This is a genomic window from Mesorhizobium sp. CA8, from assembly GCF_020164955.1.
GTDB lineage: Bacteria > Pseudomonadota > Alphaproteobacteria > Rhizobiales > Rhizobiaceae > Mesorhizobium.
Genome location: NZ_JAIUHG010000009.1, coordinates 13,332 through 30,380, shown reverse-complemented (window position 1 = coordinate 30,380; position 17,049 = coordinate 13,332). Strand labels below are relative to the sequence as shown.

Sequence of the window (17,049 nt, the reverse complement as noted above, 5' to 3'; positions counted from 1 at the left end):
TGGCACTTTCGTAGATTTTCGGGACAGAAGCGCGGCTGCGTCGAAATCCGCAAGGCGCAAGTCGAAAGCCGCAGTGCTAGCTTGGGTGAAACCGAAGAAGCGTTACTCCGATAAGAGGGTCTTTGCAAAACCGGACTGGCGAGCGACCTGCCTCGGAGGAAGCTATGTATGAACGCTTGAGCACTATCGAATGCGACAACGAGAATATTGCCATCAAGCGCGGGCTTCCGAAGCGATGGTACGTCGACAAGGCGGTCTTCGATGTCGAGCGCGAGGAGATATTTGCAAAGGCGTGGATTTGCGTTGGGCACGTGTGCATGGCCGAAAAGCCAGGTGACATGTTTGTCCATAAATTGATCGACCAGGAGATTTTGATCGTTCGCACGGCTAAGGGTGAGCTGAAGGCCTACTACAACGTCTGTCAGCATCGCGGCCATCGGTTGATCAGCCAGCCAGGCACTCAAAGGCGCATGACTTGTCCCTATCACGCCTGGACCTACGACCTCGACGGCAAGCTGGTGCGTGCGCCGGGGTCGGAGAATATGAATTTCGATCAGACTTGCGTTCAGCTTCGAGGCGTACGTCTCGAAACCATGTGCGGGATGATCTTCGTCAATCTTGATCCGGATGCCCCCACTGTTCGCGACGTATTCGGCGACGTCGAGAAAGAGATCCTGGCCCACAAGCCCAATGTCGAAGACCAGCAGCTGGTTCGTGACAATCCTTATCCGCACGCCTGCAACTGGAAGGCCTCGGTTGAGAATTTCGCCGAGTGCTACCATTGCGGCCCTGTGCATAAATACCTGACCGACAACGTTATTGATCCCGACAGCTACAAGGTCTGGGGCGAGCGCCTCGTGCAGCGTCATGAGGTCAAGACACTTGGTAACAAGGGCACACAGATCATCTGGCACTTCTGGCCGAACACGGCGATTGGGCTTTATCCCATTCCCGACTATGGCATGACACTTTGCATTCGGCATATGTATCCGATCGACGTGGACAACGCGATCTACTGGTACCGCTGGTTTGTCGACAAGGGCGCCGACCCCTCGACGGTGCTGGAATACTCCTATCTTCATGAACGCACCACGGGCGCTGAAGATGGCGAGGTGGCGGCAGGCGTCCAGATCGGAATGAAGAGTGACGGCTTCGAAAAGGCTTACCTTTTCGCCAACCCCAAACAGGGCAGCAGTTCGGAACACGTCATTGCCTATTTTCAGGATCTCGTGCGCGCCGCCGTCAGTCCGCGGCTGACCGAATAACGCCTTCACATCGACAACAACAATTCATCTCACGGGGAATTTCATGACTCGTATGACCGGGGCACGCTGCCTCACCGATATGCTTGCAGGCTACGGCGTTACTCACATCTTCATGGTTCCGGCTGTGTTGCGCCGCAGCATGGCGGAAATGGAACGTCGAACAAGCATCGATATCCTCCACACGCATGGCGAGAAAGCGGCCGCGTACATGGCAGATGGCTTTGCGCGCGCCTCCGGCAGGGTCGGCGTATGCATGGCTCAGCAGACGGGCGCGCTCAACTTGGCCGCCGGCTTGCGCGATGCCTATCTTGCGCGGGCGCCCATCGTTGCCTTTACCGGCGGCAGCCGGCCAGAATTGCAGTACCGGGGACTCTACCAAGAGGCTGAGGACCTCAAGGCATTTGATCCCTATGTCAAGTTCAATGCCGCGATCAACCACGTCGAGCGCTTCCCGGATCTGGTGCGTCAGGCGTTTCGTGCCGCGACCACTGGCAACCCCGGCCCGGTGCACCTTCAGGTGTGGGGGCAGGAAGGTGAAATTGATCGCGAGGAAGGTGATCTGGATACTGTCGTTGAGCCGAGGCACGCCTCTGTCACGCCCTTCCGGCCGCTGGCGGACCCGGCATTGCTCCAGACAGCGACCAGGGAACTCCAAAAAGCGCTTCGTCCGGTCATCATTGCAGGCGGAGGAGTGCATCACTCGGGCGCAGGTGCGGCGCTGATCGCCTTCGCCGAGCGCGCGGGCATTCCGATCGCCATGTCAATGAACGGCAGGGACCAAGTTCCTGACAATCACCCGCTGGCAATAGGCGTGGTTGGCACCTATTCTCGCCGCAATGCCAACCAGGCCGTTGCGGCGGCCGACCTCGTCATCTTTGCGGGCTCATCGGCGGGCAGCATGGTGACCAACTTCTGGCGCCTGCCGAAGCCGAATACCAAGACCATCCAGATCGACATCGATGGTGCCGCCATCGGGCGCAACTATCCCACCGAAATCGGCATCCAGGCCGACATCCGAGAGACCTTCAAGGCATGGCTCCCGCTGGTGCCGGAAACCTTGGCGGCGCGATTCTCTGATTGGCGCAAGGCGGTTGCCGACAACAAGGAATCGTGGTTCCGCGAGCGCGCCGAAAAACTCGCCTCGGATGCCGTCCCGATCCGACCGGAGCGGATCTGCTCGGAGCTTACGCGTCTTTTGCCTGACGACGGCATTTTGTGCGTCGATACCGGGCATGCTGGCATGTGGATGTCTTCGATGTTCGACATCCGCACCAACACGCAAACCTATATCCGTAGCGCCGGGCATCTTGGCTGGGCCTTTCCGGCCGGCCTTGGCGCGCAGTGTGCTTGCCCCGACCGTCCGGTGATTACGTTCACAGGCGATCTCGGTCTCTGGTACCATATCGCGGAAATTGAAACGGCGGTTCGCAAGAACATTCCTGCCGTGACCATCGTCAACAACAATCGGTCGGGAAACCAGTCGATGCGAGGGTTCTCGATTGCCTATGAGGGCAAGCCGACGGAAAAATCGAGGGAACTTTGGGTCCATACCGAGGTGGACTTCGCGCGAATTGCCGAGAATATGGGCGCGGTGGGAATGCGCGTTGACAAACCCGCGCATCTTGCGCCAGCGATCGAGAAAGCCGTCTCGTTGAGGAAGCCGGTCGTGATCGACGTTGTGACCGACATCGAGGCGACCGCGCCTTTGGCCTGGGACGATTCGGGCTGGGTGCAAAAATACTGATTGCGGCATCGGATGATGGACATGGCCGAAGCAGACTTCACCGTCACGCCCGCTCAGTGGGATACCAAGCAAATCTATTATCTTCATGCCTCGATCGTAACGCCTCGTCCGATCGCCTGGGTCGGCACGGTCTCGGCTGACGGAAAAGACAACCTCGCGCCGCATTCCTATTTCAATGCGATAGCTGACGACCCGCCCTATCTGATGTTTTCCATCGAGGGCGAGACGGATACCTATCGCAATCTCCTCGAGGTGCCGGAGTTCACGGTATCGGTCGTAACCGAGGAGATGGCGGAAAGGATGGAACTATCGGCGGCGTCGATGCCGCGAGGCGAGAGCGAGTTCGATTGGGCCCAGGTAGAACGTGGAGCATCGATCGACATTCGTCCGCCTCGGGTAGCGCAATCCCCAGCGTCGATGGAATGCCGCGTCGACCGCATCATTGATGTGGGGCGGCGCAACCATGTCGTTATCGGCGCGGTCGTCCGCTATCACATCATGGGCAGCGTTTGGCGCAACGGACGAGTTTCTCCAGAACGTCTCAAGCCTCTTTGCCGCTTGGGTGGTCGGTATGCGACCCTGGCGGCTACATTCAAGATGCCCCGCCCCGGTTGGGAGGATATCCGGGGACATTCCGGCGATCCTGAAAAACTTGTCAGCCGGCTCTTCGACTAGCCATCATAACGGACATGGCGGCGGACGCCAACTTCATTAGTTGTCGGTTTGGGAAAAAAGGCCGTCGAAATATGCCCTGACGTCGGCCTGCCGCGGCAGCAATATCGTGGCGCAGTCGCAAATTCGACTGCATGTGAAAAAACAAAAAACCAATGGGAGTCACATATGTCCAACAATAGGCCGGTTGCCGGTCGCGGCATCACACGGCGCACGTTTGCCATGGGTCTTGGCGCCGTCGCTTCCTATGCCCTGCTCAATAGTCCGCGGACGGCGCGCGCTGCTGAGCCGAAGCAGGGCGGTCGGCTTCGCATCGGCATCGCCCGGGGCGATACATCCGACAATCTCGACCCAAGCATCCTGAACAACACCCATCCGATCAACATAACTTGGCAATTGCGCAACAATCTGGTCGAGATCGGTGCAAGTTCGGAGGCGGTTCCTGAACTGGCAGAAAGTTGGGAGCCATCCAAGGACGCCAAGATATGGCGCTTCAAGCTGCGCAAGGGCGTGACATTCCACAACGGCAAGGCCTTCGATGCCGAGGACGCCGCCTATTCGATCAACTATCATATTCGGCCGGACAGCAAGTCAGGCGCTGCTGGATTCCTGGCGGATGTCGAGTCCGTCAAAGCGGACGGGTCGGACACCCTCGTCATCACACTCAAAAACGGAAACGCCGACCTGCCCTACATGCTAGGCGACTACCACCTGCAAATGGTCCCTGCCGGCACGACGAATTTCTCTGATGGAATGGGCACGGGCGGCTATACGCTCGTGGAATACGAACCTGGCGTGCGCGCGCTTGTGAAGCGAAATCCCAACTACTGGAAGGCCGGCCGTGCGCATGCCGACGAGATCGAAACGCTCGTGATCGCCGACGACAACGCCAGAACCACGGCTTTGCGCACCAATCAAATCGACGTCATGAACGCGGTCGACCTGAAGACCATCGGACTGCTGAAGCGGGTGGCCGAGGTCAAGATCCTCGAGATGACCGGCAAGAAGCACTACACGCTTCCGATGCTCACCAACCACGCGCCATATGACAATCCTGACGTGCGCATGGCACTCAAGCTTGCCATCAATCGCCAGGAGCTTCTGGATAAGGTCCTGGCCGGCCACGGCGCGCTCGGCAACGATCAACCGATCGCTTCGTCGAACCGCTTCGTTGCGCACTTGCCGCAGCGTGAATATGACCCGGATCAGGCTCGTTCATTGATGAAGAAGGCTGGCATGGAGAACACCGTCTTCCAATTGCACGCCGCCGATGCAGCGTTCGCCGGCGCCGTCGACACCGCCACCTTGTTTCAAGCCCACGCGGCTGCGGCGGGGATCAAGATCGACATCGTTCGCGAACCCAACGACGGCTACTGGTCAAACGTCTGGCGCAAGAAGGACTTTGCCATGGCGTACTGGAGCGGGCGACCGACGGAGGACTGGATGTTCAGTTCAGCCTATCAGACAGGCGCAAGCTGGAACGACAGCAACTGGAGCAATCCCCGTTTCGACGAGGTCATCAAGCTCGCCAGGGCCGAACTTGACGACAGCAAGCGCGCGGACCTCTACAAGGAAGCGCAGCTGCTCGTCCGTGATCAGGGAGGCGTGATCATCCCGATGTTCGCCAATGACGTTATCGCCCACCGTCAGAACGTCATGTACGATAAGCCGTCGGCTGCCTGGGAACTCGACGGACTGCGGTGCGGCGAGCGTTGGTGGCTCGCCTGAGAATGCCGGGCTGAAAAGCTATCTGCCTTGTGATCGATTCGGCTGGACTGGGCGCCGGTCGTTTCGGTCATTTGGGCATCTGATCCGGCCGAGCGAAGCGAACCTGGACCTTAAAAAATGCTCCTACGTCTGATTTTGATGCGCCTGTTCTGGGGGGTCGTGACGCTTTTTGCCGTTTCGATCCTGATCACGCTGATGGTAAATCTGCTCCCCGGAGATATCGCCCAGGAACTGCTCGGTCAGAGCGCGACGCCCGACACGGTGGCGAGCTTGCGCAATCAGCTCGGACTGAACCTGCCGTTGCATGAGCGATATTTTACGTGGCTTTGGGCTGTCCTGCACGGGGATCTGGGCAAGTCACTGGCGAACGGCCGTCCGATCGCGGACCTGTTGGCGGCGCGTATCGGCAACACGCTCTTCCTTGCGAGCGTCGCTGCGGTGATCGCCATCCCGGTGTCGCTGGCTCTTGGTCTCTTGACTGCCTTGTACAGGAATGGCGCTTTCGACCGTCTCGCCAATATTGCGACGCTCAGCGCCATTTCCCTACCGGAGTTCTTCATAGCCTATTTGCTTATCTTCTTCCTGGCTGTGAAGCTGGAGATCTTTCCGAGCATTTCCAACATAGTCGATCCGGCAATAAGCCTGTCGGAAAGGCTCGACAAGACTCTCCTGCCCGCCTTGACATTAACATTGGTGGTGGCCGCCCACATCATGCGCATGACACGCACCTCGATCATCAATGTCCTGGCCAGTCCCTACATCGAGATGGCCAGGCTCAAGGGAGCCTCGCCCCGTAAGGTGATCACGTTTCATGCACTGCCCAACGCAGTGGCGCCGATCGTCAACGTCGTCGCCTTGAACCTGGCCTACCTCGTGGTGGGCGTGGTGGTGGTCGAGGTGGTGTTCGTCTATCCGGGCATGGGCCAGTTGCTCGTCGATTCCGTTGCCAAGCGCGATCTGCCGGTCGTGCAGGCCAGCGCCCTGTTGTTCGCGGTGATCTACATCGTTCTCAATCTGCTCGCCGACATCGTCTCCATGGTGGGCAATCCTCGCGTCCTTCATCCACGTTGACCAAAATGAAGAAAATCCTGGCTGCCCCTTTCAGACTGCTAGCCGCGATGGATTGGCCGGCGCGCATCGGAGCGCTGATCGTATTGATCTACGTGATCGTCGCCGTTTTCGCGCCTTTGCTGGCGCCCTTCGGTGAGGCCGAGGTTGTGGGTTCGCAATACGATCCTTGGACCTCCGTTCACCTTCTGGGGACCGACAACATCGGACGCGATATGTTGTCACGCGTCATTTACGGAGCGCGCAACACGATTGCCATTGCGATCATTGCCACCATCCTTGCTTTCCTGGTGGGGTGCAGCTTCGGTTTCACCGCCGCTGTCATTGGCGGCAAGGTCGACGTCGTGATCTCGCGCGTCAATGATCTGTTCATGGCAATCCCGCTTCTGATTTTCGCGCTGATGCTGCTGACCGTATTCGGGTCATCGATTGCCGTTCTGATCATCATCATTGCCCTGCTGGAATCGACGCGGGTCTATCGTGTGGCACGAGCGCTCGCGATGAACGTCGTCGTTGCCGATTTCGTGGAACAGGCCAAGCTTCGCGGCGAAGGTCTGTGGTGGATCGCCACCCGCGAGATCCTTCCGAACACGATCCCACCTTTGACGGCAGAATTCGGGCTGAGGTTCTGTTTCGTTTTTCTCTTCATCAGTGCCATGAGCTTCCTCGGGCTTGGTATCCAGCCACCGACCGCGGACTGGGGTGCAATGGTACGCGACAACGCCACGCTGATCGGCTTCGGCGATATCACGCCCCTGATCCCAGCGGGGGCCATCGCTGTGCTCACGGTGGCGGTCAACCTCGTGGTCGACTGGTTCCTGCATCGAGCAAGCGGTTTGAAGGAAGTGTGATGCGTAGACGCGACCAAGGACAGCCAGGCAGCGTTTTGATCGACATCAAGGGATTGGTCGTCAAGGCCGCGACCGAGGAGGGAACAACCACCATACTCAATGGTGTTGACCTCACGGTGCATCGCGGCGAGGTGGTCGGCCTGATCGGAGAATCGGGCGCCGGCAAATCCACACTTGGACTGGCATGCATGGGCTTTACCCGCGGAGGCGTGCGTTTCACAGCAGGGTCGATCCACTTTGATGGTGTCGACATCACAAGGTTGCAAGAAAAGGAGTTGCGAGAGAACTGGGGAACGCGCGTGGCCTATGTTGCCCAGTCTGCTGCGGCGGCCTTCAACCCGGCATGGCGCCTGCTTTTGCAGACCACCGAGACTGCGGTTGATCAACACATCATGACGCGGTTCGATGCGCGCGCCAAGGCAGTGGATCTTTACCGCACCATGAGGTTGCCTGCCCCCGAACGAATTGGGGAGCGTTTCCCCCACCAAGTCTCCGGTGGTCAGCTCCAGCGCGCCATGGTTGCCATGGGAATGGTCTGCCAACCGGACCTGCTGATCTTCGACGAGCCCACGACCGCGTTGGACGTCACCACGCAGATAGAGGTGCTGGCGGCTATTCGAGAGGTCGTCCAGCGCTATAACACCGCCGCCGTCTACGTCACTCACGACCTCGCAGTGGTCGCGCAGATGGCGCATCGGATTGCTGTTATGCGCCACGGACAGGTCGTCGAATTCGCGGACACTCGCAAGTTGTTGAGTAGCCCTGAGCATCCATACACCCGCGAGCTGCTCAACGTCACCAACATTCCAAGGGAGCCTGGCGGCGAGACTGGTGCCGAGGTGGTTTTGACCATCAAGAATGTGAATGCGCAGTATGGCGCCCAGAAGGTTCTCGATGACGTGAGTTTCAACGTCAGGCGAGGAGAGACAGTCGCGCTGGTGGGCGAATCGGGAAGCGGAAAATCGACAACGGCCAGGGTTATCACAGGCCTGCTGGCTCCGACCGACGGCGAAGTGTTGTTCAAGGCATTGGCTCTGCCCGCCAGCTATCGCAACCGCACGCGTGATCTGTTGCGGCAGATCCAGCTTGTCAGCCAGATGCCCGATACCGCGCTCAATCCGCGCCATACGGTGCGGCAGGTCCTGTCGCGACCGCTTAAGTTCTATTTCGGAATGACGGGCGCCAAGTGCCTTGATCGCGTCGAGGAATTGCTGCGCATGATCGAGATGGATCCCGAGACATTCCTCGACCGCCGGTCCTCTGAGTTGTCGGGCGGGCAAAAGCAGCGGCTTTGTATCGCTCGCGCGCTCGCCGCCAACCCTTCGGTCCTGATTTGCGACGAGGTCACAAGTGCCCTGGACCGGCTGGTGGCCAAGGAGATTCTACAATTGTTGCTCAAACTGCAACAGCAGTTGAAAGTGGCAATGATATTCATCACCCATGATCTCGAAGTGGTCCGCGCCATTGCGCATGACGTTGTGGTTATGAAGACAGGCAGGGTCGTGGAAGCCGGACCGATTGAAAAGGTCTTCGCACCGCCACATGACCCTTATACGGAATTGCTTCTGAGCTCGGTTCCGCAAATGGACCCAGATTGGCTTTCCGAGCTTCTTGGCCGTCGCGCCGCAAAGGCTCCCGACGGCGACGTAGCCCAACGTAGCAACGTCTACGCGCTTCTCCAGCGCGGCACCTCGCCAAGCTGAGCTGAGTGGGGCGTCCATTTCGGGTGATGGGACGTCGATTTCTGCCGCACAGCCCTGGGGCGCATCGTTACGTTGAGGCCCTGGTGCCTGGGGCAGAGCCTGCCGTGTTTCCTAGCCTGACGAGGAAATCCATGGGGAGCCTCCTCAGACTGCGAGCAGTTTCTCACATCCCGGCAGACTACCCCAGATCCATCCAAGCAACTTCAAACCTCATTGGTGACCAGTGTCCTATTTTCCAGAACATGCGCGCGTGGTGATCATCGGAGGCGGTGTCGTCGGCTGCTCATCGCTCTATCATCTGTGCAAGGCGGGTTGGACCGACTGCGTGCTTCTGGAAAAGAACGAGTTGACCTCCGGCTCGACCTGGCATGCCGCCGGCAACGTGCCGACCTTCTCCTCGTCATGGTCGCTGATGAACATGCAGCGCTACTCGACCGAGCTTTATCGGGGACTAGCCGAAGCGGTCGACTATCCGATGAACTACCATGTCACCGGCTCGCTCCGGCTCGCCCATACGAAGGAGCGCATGCAGGAATTCCAGCGCGCCAAGGGCATGGGCCGCTACCAGGGCATGGACATCGACGTCGTCGGGCTGGACGAGATCAAGCGCCGTTACCCTTTCATCGAGACGCACGATCTGAAGGGCGCGCTCTATGATCCGAGCGACGGCGACATCGACCCGGCGCAGCTGACGCAGGCACTCGCCAAGGGCGCGCGCGACATGGGCGCGAAAATCATCCGCTTCTGCCCAGTCACCGGCGTTCGCCGCGAGAACGGCGAATGGGTGGTCGAAACACCGCAGGGCGAGATCCGCTGCGAGATCGTCATCAACGCCGCCGGCTACCGCGCCGCCGAAGTCGGCAAAATGTTCGGCCGCGATGTGCCGATGATGGTGATGAGCCACCAGTACATATTGTTCGAGGAGATTCCCGAGCTCGCCGCCTGGACGAAGGAGCAGGGCCACAAGCTGCCACTATTGCGCGACGTCGACACGTCCTATTACCTGCGCCAGGAAAAGAGCGGCATGAATCTCGGCCCTTATGAGCGCAATTGCCGCGCGCATTGGGCGACCCACAACGATCCGATGCCGGAGGATTTTTCCTTCCAGCTTTTCCCCGACGACCTCGACCGTCTCGAGCATTACCTGGCCGACGCGGTCGCCCGCGTGCCGATCCTCGGCACCGCCGGCCTTTCCAAGGTGATCAACGGGCCGATCCCTTACGCGCCGGACGGCAACCCGCTGATCGGGCCGATGCCCGGCGTGCCGAACGCCTTCGAGGCCTGCGTCTTCACCTTCGGCATTGCCCAAGGTGGCGGTGCCGGCAAGGTGCTCGCCGAATGGGTGACGGAGGGCCAGACCGAGTGGGACATGTGGTCCTGCGATCCGCGCCGTTTCACCAGCTTCGCCTCGGCGCCCGATTATTGCGTCGCCAAGGGCATGGAGATCTATGGCAACGAATACGCCATGCACTTTCCCAAGCATGCTTGGCCGGCCGGACGCAACCGAAAACTATCACCGATCAATGATCGTATCGCTGCGCTCGGCGCCCAGTTCAAACCCTTCAATGGCTGGGAACGTGCGACCTGGTACGCCCAGGTCGGTGACGACACATCGGAAGCTGCCACGCAGACCTGGAACCGCGCTGGACCTTGGCAGCGGCGGATCGAGGAGGAATGCCGCGCTGTCACCGAAGCAGCCGGTATCCTCGATCTGCCAGGCTTCTCCCGTTATCGCGTCAAGGGCCCCGGCGCCACTGCGTGGCTTGCGGAGTTGATAACCGGGAAGCTGCCCAAGCCCGGTCGCCTCGGCCTGGCTTATTTTGCCGATGACAAGGGGCGCATCGTTACCGAGAACTCGGTGATGGCCCTCAATGACGACGACTTCTATCTTATCACCGCGGGCACCGCCCAGTGGCACGATTTGGAATGGTTGCAAAAGAACCTTCCTGAGCAAAGACAATTCGAACTCGAAGACGTGACGGACCGCTTCACCTGCCAGATCCTATCTGGTCCGAGGTCTCGCGACATCCTTGCACTTGCAAGCAACGCCGATCTCCATAAAGGCTGGCTGACGCATCAAGTTGCCCAGATCGCGGAGCGCTCCTGCAGGCTGGTTCGCGTATCCTTTGCCGGTGAACTTGGCTGGGAGATCCATACGGCCGTCACCGACACTGCAGTGGTGTTCGACGCCGTGTGGGCCGCCGGCAAGCATTTCGGTCTGAAGCCATTCGGGATGGAGGCCTTGGATTCCCTTCGCATCGAAAAGGGATACCGCACCTGGAAGGGTGATCTGTCGACCGACTACACGATATTGCAGGGAGGGCTTGAGCGCTTCGTGGATTGGACCAAGCCGAGCTTCAGGGGCAAGGGCGCGCTCGAGAACGAGAGGCAGCAGGGTGTGGTCAAGCGGTTCGTGGTATTGACCGTCGACGCTGGCGATGCCGACGCGCCGTACATGTCGACAATCTGGCATGGTGGCGAGGTCGTAGGCGAAACCACTTCAGGCAATTGGGGCTACCGCATCGGCAAATCCGTTGCACTAGGCATGGTGCGATCAGAGCTGGCCGAGCCTGGGACTGAAGTCGAGGTCGAAATCTACGGCGAACGGCGCAAGGCTGTCGTCCATCCCGACCAGCCCCTGTTCGACCCGAAGAACGAAAGACTGCGAGCATGATCAGGACCATCCCGACCAAAGCCCGCGCCGTCATCATCGGCGGCGGGGTCTCCGGCTGCTCGGTCGCCTATCACCTGGCGAAGCTCGGCTGGACCGACATCGTGCTGCTCGAACGCAAGCAGCTCACCTCAGGCACCACCTGGCACGCGGCCGGCCTGATCGGCCAGTTGCGCGGCTCGCAGAACATGACGCGGCTGGCGAAATATTCGGCCGACCTCTACGTCAAGCTGGAGGCCGAGACCGACGTCGGCACCGGCATGCGCCAGGTCGGCTCGATCACCGTGGCGCTGACCGAGGAGCGCAAGCACGAGATCTATCGGCAGGCATCGCTCGCCCGCGCCTTCGACGTCGACGTGCGCGAGATTTCGCCGCGCGAGGTCAAGGAGATGTACCCGCATCTCAACGTCTCGGATGTGGTCGGCGCGGTGCATCTGCCACTCGACGGCCAGTGCGATCCCGCCAACATCGCAATGGCCCTGGCCAAGGGCGCGCGCCAGCGGGGTGCTGCGATTATCGAGAACGTCAAGGTCACCAAGGTCCATACGAAGAACGGCCGCGTCTCCGGCGTCTCGTGGGCGCACGGCGAAGAGCAAGGCACGATCGAGACCGACATCGTCGTCAACTGCGCCGGCATGTGGGCGCGCGAGCTTGGCCGGCAGAACGGCGTCACCATCCCGCTGCATGCCTGCGAGCATTTCTATCTGGTCACCGAGCCGATCCCCGGCCTGTCGCGCCTGCCGGTGCTGCGCGTGCCGGACGAGTGCGCCTACTACAAGGAGGATGCCGGCAAGATGATGCTCGGCGCCTTCGAGCCGGTGGCGAAGCCCTGGGGCATGGACGGCATCCGCGAGGATTTCTGCTTCGACCAGTTGCCCGAGGACATGGACCATTTCGAGCCCATCCTCGAAATGGGCGTCAACCGCATGCCGATGCTGGGCACCGCCGGTATCCATACCTTCTTCAACGGCCCCGAGAGCTTTACCCCTGACGACCGCTACTATCTCGGCGAAGCGCCGGAACTCTCCGGCTATTGGATGGCGACCGGCTATAATTCGATCGGCATCGTTTCCTCCGGCGGCGCCGGCATGGCGCTGGCGCAGTGGATCAATGACGGCGAGGCGCCCTTCGACCTCTGGGAGGTCGATATACGCCGAGCCCAGCCCTTCCAGAAGAACCGCCGCTACCTCAAGGAGCGTGTCTCCGAAACGCTCGGTTTGCTCTATGCCGACCACTTCCCCTACCGCCAGATGGCGACCTCGCGCGGCGTGCGCCGCTCGCCCTTGCACGAGCATTTGAAGGCGCGCGGCGCCGTCTTCGGCGAAGTGGCCGGCTGGGAGCGCGCCAACTGGTTCGCCCGCGAAGGCCAGGAGCGCGAATACCGCTATTCCTGGAAGCGGCAGAACTGGTTCGACAACCAGCGCGAGGAACATCTCGCGGTGCGCAACGGCGTCGGCCTGTTCGACATGACCTCCTTCGGCAAGATCCGCGTCGAAGGCCGCGATGCCTGCGCCTTCCTGCAGCGGCTCTGCGCCAACGACATGGAGGTCGCGCCGGGCAAGATCGTCTACACGCAGATGCTCAACGCCAGGGGCGGCATCGAGAGCGACCTCACCGTGACGCGGCTGTCGGAGACGGCCTATTTGCTGGTCGTGCCTGGCGCCACATTGCAGCGCGACCTTGCCTGGCTGAGAAAGCACGTCGCCGACGAGTTCCTCGTCATCACCGACGTCACCGCGGCCGAAGCCGTGATCTGCATCATGGGTCCGGAAGCGCGAAAACTGATCCGGAAGGTCAGCCCGAACGATTTCTCCAACGAGGCCAATCCGTTCGGCACTTTCCAGGAGATCGAGATCGGCATGGGTCTCGCCCGCGCCCACCGCGTCACCTATGTCGGCGAGCTTGGCTGGGAACTCTACGTCTCGACCGAACAGGCGGCCCATGTCTTCGAGGCGATCACCGAAGCCGGCGCAGATGTCGGCCTGAAACTCTGCGGCCTGCATACGCTCGATTCCTGCCGTATCGAAAAGGCCTTCCGGCATTTCGGCCACGACATCACCGACGAGGACAATGTGCTGGAGGCGGGCCTCGGCTTTGCGGTGAAGACGAGCAAAGCCGGCTTCATCGGCCGCGACGCCGTGCTCAGAAAGAAGGAGGCCGGCCTGTCACGCCGGCTGGTGCAATTTCGCCTCAAGGACCCGCAGCCCCTGCTCTTCCACAACGAGGCGATCCTGCGCGACGGCCGGATTGTCGGCCCGATCACCTCAGGCAATTACGGCCACCATCTGGGCGGCGCCATCGGCCTGGGTTACGTGCCTTGCCAGGGCGAGAGCGAGGCGGATGTGCTTGGCTCATCCTACGAGGTCGAGATCGCGGGAGAGCGATTTGCGGCGGAAGCCTCGCTGAAGCCGATGTACGACCCGAAGGCGGAACGGGTGAGGATGTAGCCCGCTCCGATCTGCGGAGAATCTGGGAGGAAAGACTGTGCCGCTTGCGATGAACCGCGAGGTCTTCATTACCTGTGCCGTGACCGGCTCCGGCGGCACGCAGGACCGCAGCCCGCATGTGCCGCGCTCGCCCAAGCAGATCGCCGATTCGGCGATCGACGCCGCCAAGGCGGGTGCGGCGATCGTCCATTGCCATGTGCGCGACCCAGAGACCGGTAAGCCGAGGCGCGACGTGCATCTCTACCGCGAGGTGACCGAACGCGCATCCGCGAAGCCAATGTCGACGTGGTGCTGAACCTCACCGCCGGCATGGGCGGCGACATGGTGTTCGGCTCGCCGGAAGCGCCGCTGCCGCTCAATGAAAAAGGCACCGACATGGGCGGCGCCACCAACCGCATGGAACATGTGCGCCAGTGCCTGCCGGAGATCTGCACGCTGGATTGCGGCACGATGAACTTCGCCGAGGCCGATTATGTGATGACCAACACGCCCGGCATGCTGCGCGCCATGGGCGGCATGATGACGGCGCTGGGTGTCAAGCCCGAGATCGAGGCCTTCGATACCGGCCATCTGTGGTTCGCCAAGCAGCTGGTCGAGGAGAAGGTGCTCAACCCGGACGCGCTGGTGCAGCTCTGCATGGGCGTGCCATGGGGCGCGCCGGACGACCTCAACACCTTCATGGCGATGGTCAACAACGTGCCCTCGACCTGGAACTGGTCGGCCTTCTCGATCGGCCGCAACCAGATGGCCTATGCGGCGGCGGCCGTGCTTGCCGGCGGCAATGTCCGCGTCGGCCTGGAGGACAATCTGTGGCTCGACAAGGGCGTGCTGGCGACAAACGCGCAGCTAGTCGAACGCGCAGCCAGCATCGTCACCAATCTCGGCGCGCGTATCCTCGGGCCTGAGGAAGTGCGCAAGAAGCTCAACCTCACCAAGCGGGCGCCGATAGCTCAAACCTTAGCGTGAAGAATTGCGGATCGAACGGAGGAAGAAATGGATAACGTGAAATTCACCGCGATGAAGGACGGGACCAAGGAGGAGTACGAGTTTCTGGCGGCGCATGAGGCCGAATTCGCATCCGGAACCGGAGAGCGCCTGCTCGACGCCCTCGTACAGCTGGACGAAGGGCTTTCCGGCTACAAGATCACCCGGCTCGGCCATTCGCTGCAGGCGGCGACGCGCGCCTGGAAGGATGGCGCTGACACCGACTGGGTCGTCGCCGCCCTATTGCACGACGTTGGCGACATTTACGCACCGTATAATCACGATGAGTATGCTGCCTCGATCCTGAGACCCTTCGTGCGCGAGCAATGCACCTGGGTGGTGGAAAAGCACGGCGATTTCCAGCGCCTCTATTACGCGCATCATCTGGGGGGCAACCCGCATGCTCGCGACCGCTTCGCCGGCCACCCCTATTTCGACGACTGCGACCAGTTCTGCGAGCGCTGGGACCAGTCGAGCTTCGACCCTGGCTACGAGACGCTGCCGGTCGAATTCTTCCGGCCCTTCGTGCTCGAGGTTTTCGCCCGCAAGGCTTACGATCCGGGGGTGATACGGGTTGGGGAGCGCGTGCCGATGCTCGATCCTGGCGTTGCGAGCCAAAGGGCGGCATAAGCGCAAAGCCCGAGCTGCAGTCCCTGGCAAGCTAGACCCGACCTATGGATCCGGGCCAAGCAAAGGCCACTTCAGTCTTGCTTGGCTGCTTCCGGTCAGAGATCGAGAACCAACTTGGCTGTCTTGGAACGCGAGCAGCACACGGTCATAACCGCATTGCTCTCACGCTCTTCAGGCGTCAGCAGGTCGTCGTCGCGATGGTCCGGCACGCCCTCCAGCACGCCTGTGAGGCAGGTTCCGCAATAGCCCTCCTCGCACACGCTTTTGACGTGGATGCCCTCTGCACGCAAGACCTGGAGGATGGTCTTGTCCGGTGGAACGGTAAGGATCTTGTCCGAGCGGCGAAGCTCAATCTCGAAGCTGCCCGCGATCCTTTCTTCTTTGGGTTGCGTACCGGATGCGGTGAACGCTTCCCAATGGATTCGCGAATCCTGGAAGTTGGCTTCCTTCGCCTTGTAAATGACGGCATCGATCAAGCCGCGTGGGCCACATACATAGACTTGGCTTTCTAAGGGCGCCGACCGAAGCAGATCCAGCACGTTCAGCCCCCGGGAAGCATCGCCCTCATCGTGGACGAACTCGACGCAACGCGATTCCAGGGCACGCACATCCTGCAAGAATGCCGTGTCGGCAGGGGTTCTGGTGCAATAGAACAACCGCCATTCCCGCCCCTCCTTCGCCAGCACACGCGCCATGCTGAGTATCGGCGTGATGCCGATGCCGCCGGCAATCAGAAGATGCGGGACCTGTTCATCATCGAGTGCAAAATTGTTGATGGGAGCCGAAATCTCGATCACGGCTCCTTCGCATAGGACCTCATGCATCTCGGCGGAGCCGCCGCGACCGGCCAGTTCCCGAAGAACGCCCAAACGATATGTCGAAACATCATCCGGATCGCCCACCAGCGAATATTGCCTGACTGTGCCAGAGGGCAGCTTGACGCGAGTATGAGCGCCCGCCGCCCAAGACCACAGAGGCTGCCCGTCCTCCGGAGTCAGCTCGAATGCCTTGATCCTTTCTGTCTCGCACGTGATCCGAGACACGCGCACCTTTCGCCAAGATCCAGCCATGGTATGTGTCATGTCCATTCTAAACTTCGGACCGAATACCATTGGCCGTCACGTACTGCCGACGGAATGCGACACATGAATGAGCGAAGTCGACGCGCTCTGCGCCGCAGATGCGGCCGATATCAATCAAGGCCATGAAAACGCGAGGCCGACTCACGGATAGAGCACGTCTTGGTGAGCCAGTCTGGATCGAGCTTGGAACCCAGGACAGAGCAA

11 protein-coding genes and 1 pseudogene are annotated in these 17,049 nt (G+C 60.6%); 11 read left to right on the top strand and 1 reads right to left on the bottom strand.

Annotation, left to right across the window (positions count from 1 at the left end; all coding sequences use genetic code 11):
* Positions 1–164 precede the first annotated feature (164 nt).
* The 11 genes and pseudogenes from LB553_RS12360 (at position 165) to LB553_RS12310 (ending at position 15,763) form a co-directional block, all read left to right on the top strand.
* A complete protein-coding gene (locus tag LB553_RS12360; RefSeq protein ID WP_224513541.1) occupies positions 165–1,265 on the top strand; it encodes an aromatic ring-hydroxylating oxygenase subunit alpha in 1,101 nt (366 codons plus the stop codon).
* A gap of 43 nt (positions 1,266–1,308) precedes the next feature.
* A complete protein-coding gene (locus LB553_RS12355) occupies positions 1,309–3,009 on the top strand; it encodes a thiamine pyrophosphate-binding protein (protein WP_224513539.1) in 1,701 nt (566 codons plus the stop codon).
* Positions 3,010–3,030: 21 nt separating this feature from the next.
* Positions 3,031–3,684 (top strand): flavin reductase family protein, encoded by a 654-nt coding sequence (locus LB553_RS12350; protein WP_224513537.1) that lies wholly within the window; start codon positions 3,031–3,033, stop codon positions 3,682–3,684.
* Positions 3,685–3,849: 165 nt separating this feature from the next.
* On the top strand, positions 3,850–5,409 hold the full coding sequence (locus LB553_RS12345) for an ABC transporter substrate-binding protein (protein WP_224513535.1): 1,560 nt from the start codon (positions 3,850–3,852) through the stop codon (positions 5,407–5,409).
* Between the two features lie 117 nt (positions 5,410–5,526).
* A complete protein-coding gene (locus LB553_RS12340; RefSeq protein WP_224513533.1) occupies positions 5,527–6,480 on the top strand; it encodes an ABC transporter permease in 954 nt (317 codons plus the stop codon).
* A gap of 5 nt (positions 6,481–6,485) precedes the next feature.
* Positions 6,486–7,328 (top strand): ABC transporter permease, encoded by an 843-nt coding sequence (locus LB553_RS12335; RefSeq protein WP_224513532.1) that lies wholly within the window; start codon positions 6,486–6,488, stop codon positions 7,326–7,328.
* Positions 7,328–9,031, top strand: a complete 1,704-nt coding sequence (locus tag LB553_RS12330) for an ABC transporter ATP-binding protein (protein ID WP_224513531.1) — start codon at positions 7,328–7,330, stop codon at positions 9,029–9,031. The genes LB553_RS12335 and LB553_RS12330 overlap by 1 nt, the downstream gene beginning before the upstream one ends.
* Before the next feature lie 223 nt (positions 9,032–9,254).
* Complete coding sequence (locus tag LB553_RS12325) at positions 9,255–11,705, top strand: GcvT family protein (RefSeq protein ID WP_224513530.1); 2,451 nt, start codon at positions 9,255–9,257, stop codon at positions 11,703–11,705.
* Entirely contained in the window at positions 11,702–14,149 is a 2,448-nt protein-coding gene (locus LB553_RS12320; RefSeq protein WP_224513529.1) for a GcvT family protein, read from the top strand. Before LB553_RS12325 ends, LB553_RS12320 begins: the two co-directional genes overlap by 4 nt.
* 37 nt (positions 14,150–14,186) lie before the next feature.
* Positions 14,187–15,115, top strand: a pseudogene (locus LB553_RS12315) (3-keto-5-aminohexanoate cleavage protein).
* Positions 15,116–15,142: 27 nt separating this feature from the next.
* On the top strand, positions 15,143–15,763 hold the full coding sequence (locus LB553_RS12310) for an HD domain-containing protein (RefSeq protein ID WP_224513528.1): 621 nt from the start codon (positions 15,143–15,145) through the stop codon (positions 15,761–15,763).
* A gap of 95 nt (positions 15,764–15,858) precedes the next feature.
* On the opposite strand, the gene LB553_RS12305 is transcribed toward LB553_RS12310, so the two are convergent.
* Entirely contained in the window at positions 15,859–16,851 is a 993-nt protein-coding gene (locus LB553_RS12305) for a PDR/VanB family oxidoreductase (protein ID WP_224513527.1), read from the bottom strand.
* Positions 16,852–17,049 lie beyond the last annotated feature (198 nt).